Source organism: Pseudomonas sp. PS01300 (assembly GCF_029960155.1).
Lineage (GTDB): Bacteria > Pseudomonadota > Gammaproteobacteria > Pseudomonadales > Pseudomonadaceae > Aquipseudomonas > Aquipseudomonas palmensis.
In genome coordinates, this window is record NZ_JASCPN010000134.1 from 1 (window position 1) to 2370 (window position 2370).

Genomic DNA, 2370 nt, shown 5'->3' on the forward strand with positions numbered 1-2370 from the left:
CTTGCCCTACGCCAATCCCACCACCCAGCAGATCGGTTTTGCCGTAATTGAGGTTGCGGTCGTAATAGGCGAGTTGTTCCCAGTTCTGAAGGAATCTGTCGTTGATCAGGTATTCCTGATTCACCTTTGGATCATAGAAGTTCGCGTGGTTGATCTCGTAGTTCTTGAGCAACGCCAACGTTTCCGAGGCGGTATACACCTTGTGCGGTTCGCTGATGCTCGGCACATCCCCTTTGTCCGTGGTCGCATAGTTCGCCCCGAGCGGCGCCAGCGCCTGCCCGAGGTGGGCGAGGGTGCTGTCGTCGAACTTCACGCCCGCAGCGCTGATCGTGGTCTGCCAGTCCTTGTCGGTGTAGTAGGCAAATGCCTCGGCCATGCTGATGTTATGCTTTTGCGCGAGCGCCTTGGCTTGCTCGGAGATGAGCTTGCGTTCTTCCAGGTGCAGTTTGAATCGCCCCTGGTTTCCTTGACACTCTCCAAGCTCAGAAAATAGCGTTTCTCATACTCTACCGGCGACAGCTGATTGTTGACTTCTCACTTACAAACTAATTGCCGAACTACATTTTGAGCTGTACCTAAAGACAAATTTTCTGCTATTTCCAGTTATCGCAGCGTTGTTGTTTGCCTATGCTCTGCTGAGCATATTTGGTCACGATCATTTCATTTGGCTACAGTACCTCAATAGCTTTTGGGCTTATGCCGCTATCGTCTGGGGATTCTTTCTGCTGGCCATGACAGAGCAACTGGTTGATCCGTTGGAAAAGGCTCGGGACAGGCGAAACAGCTAAGCAAGCGAAGCTATGGAGCGATGTATAACAAAAGCTATACACATGATCCTAGACAAATCAAATAGTTAGCTCTGTTTTGTATTACAAATGTATAGCCATCAATCAGCACGAAAAATGGCTAATCCGTTGATCTACAAGGAAACACTTACCCCGGACGGGGGTGCGTGTTGTGTATTGAGATTTTGCTCCTGTTAAGTAGCGAAAAATCATGCTCAAAAAGGGCGTATTGAGCAGCTAGACCGTAGGTCGTCAGGGTGGGTGCAAAAGGGATGCAACTTGACTGCAGAAAGGATGCAAATAGGATGCAAGAAGGCGGCAAAAAGGGTGCAGACAGGGTGCAAAAACACCGGCGCAAGGCCGGTGCCATATCAACTCAGACCCCTTAAAATTTATAATGGAACTCACCTGCCTGTTTCATCTATCAGCTTTTGTTAAATTAGAGTAACAACCAAACTCGGGAATTTTTTCATAATTTCGAGACGGTTCGAAACTTGATCTAGCCTCTTCAATCTCATGAGGATTAAATTTTTCTCGCCTAATAACAAGACCGCCTTCCTCATTGAAAATATAGGACTCCCCACCTATGACCTCGTCTCCATCCCCTTCAAACTCACGATGAGTCGCCATAGTCAAAAATAAGTTATCCGAATCTGTTACTTGAAATTGGTAGGTCAGGTACTCACGACATTTTTTATCTAAAAAACCGACACCAACCATTCCTTTATCTATGGAGAACTCAACAAAGCAAGATGGCGCAGAGTCCGAGCCAATGAGAGCCGTATATGACTCACCCGAGAGATGCCTAGAATGTGCCAGAGATTCATCCATAGGCTCTATCGCAAACTTCTTCATCCGAAACCAAGTCTTACAATAATAAATAGGTAGCTCCATCAATACACCTTCCCATTAGTATCTCTAATTAAAACCCCTGCTTTATTGGCAGAGTCCAAGATGGCTTTTGGAATTACTCCATTCTGTGGAGGAACCTCCAGAATAACAGTACCTTGCAATTTTTGACCACCCAAAGACCCACTAGATGGAACTTTCGCAATGGTCGCACCAGAAGGGTATTTCGTAATGGCCTCATTTATGTAGCTCTTTGCTGTCGCCTCTGAAACCTCAGAAAGCTGTGTCAATTTACGAGAGACGATTTCGCCTTTTATGGGATTATACGAATCAACACGATAATAGCCATTCCCGTCAGGTCGCTGAATATAAACTTCGTTATTCGGGTAGTTTTTAGACTGTACCTTATTAAACTCATTACCCGCATCAAGCCGTTGCAACCATTCAGGTTTAGACGATGGAGCTACAACATCATCTACCTTTCCAGCAGCGCCACCAGTAGCTTTTGCACCATTTTTTTCCCCGCTTTGCAACATCCCCGCCAGCTTCTCAAGCCACCCTGGCGTTTTCGAAGCCACAGCTTTAGCAGCACTTCCCAGCGAAATAATCGCCAGCGCCAGTTCCGCTTCTGCCTCCACCCCAAGCCGATGACTCTCCGATTCGGTCGGCGTAAACAGCGTATCTTTGGTGCTCTCAAACTGGTTCAGAAACTGACTGACCAATTGCAGCGCAGCAG

The 2370-nt window shown here is 47.0% G+C and carries 2 protein-coding genes and 1 pseudogene; all 3 read right to left on the minus strand.

Annotated elements, in window-relative coordinates; all coding sequences use genetic code 11:
- On the minus strand, window positions 1-376 hold a 376-nt coding region (locus tag QMX96_RS26610; RefSeq protein ID WP_282362716.1), incomplete at its 3' end, for a hypothetical protein.
- 826 nt (window positions 377-1202) lie between these two features.
- A complete protein-coding gene (locus QMX96_RS26615) occupies window positions 1203-1679 on the minus strand; it encodes a lytic transglycosylase (protein WP_078482008.1) in 477 nt (158 codons plus the stop codon).
- Window positions 1679-2370 (minus strand): annotated as a pseudogene (locus tag QMX96_RS26620) (hypothetical protein); the annotation flags it as partial. The gene QMX96_RS26615 and the pseudogene QMX96_RS26620, both read right to left, overlap by 1 nt.

Coding starts and splice junctions, on each gene's coding strand:
- QMX96_RS26615 (WP_078482008.1), bottom strand. CDS start 1,679: ATGGAGCTACCTATTTATTATTGTAAGACTTGGTTTCGGATGAAGAAG.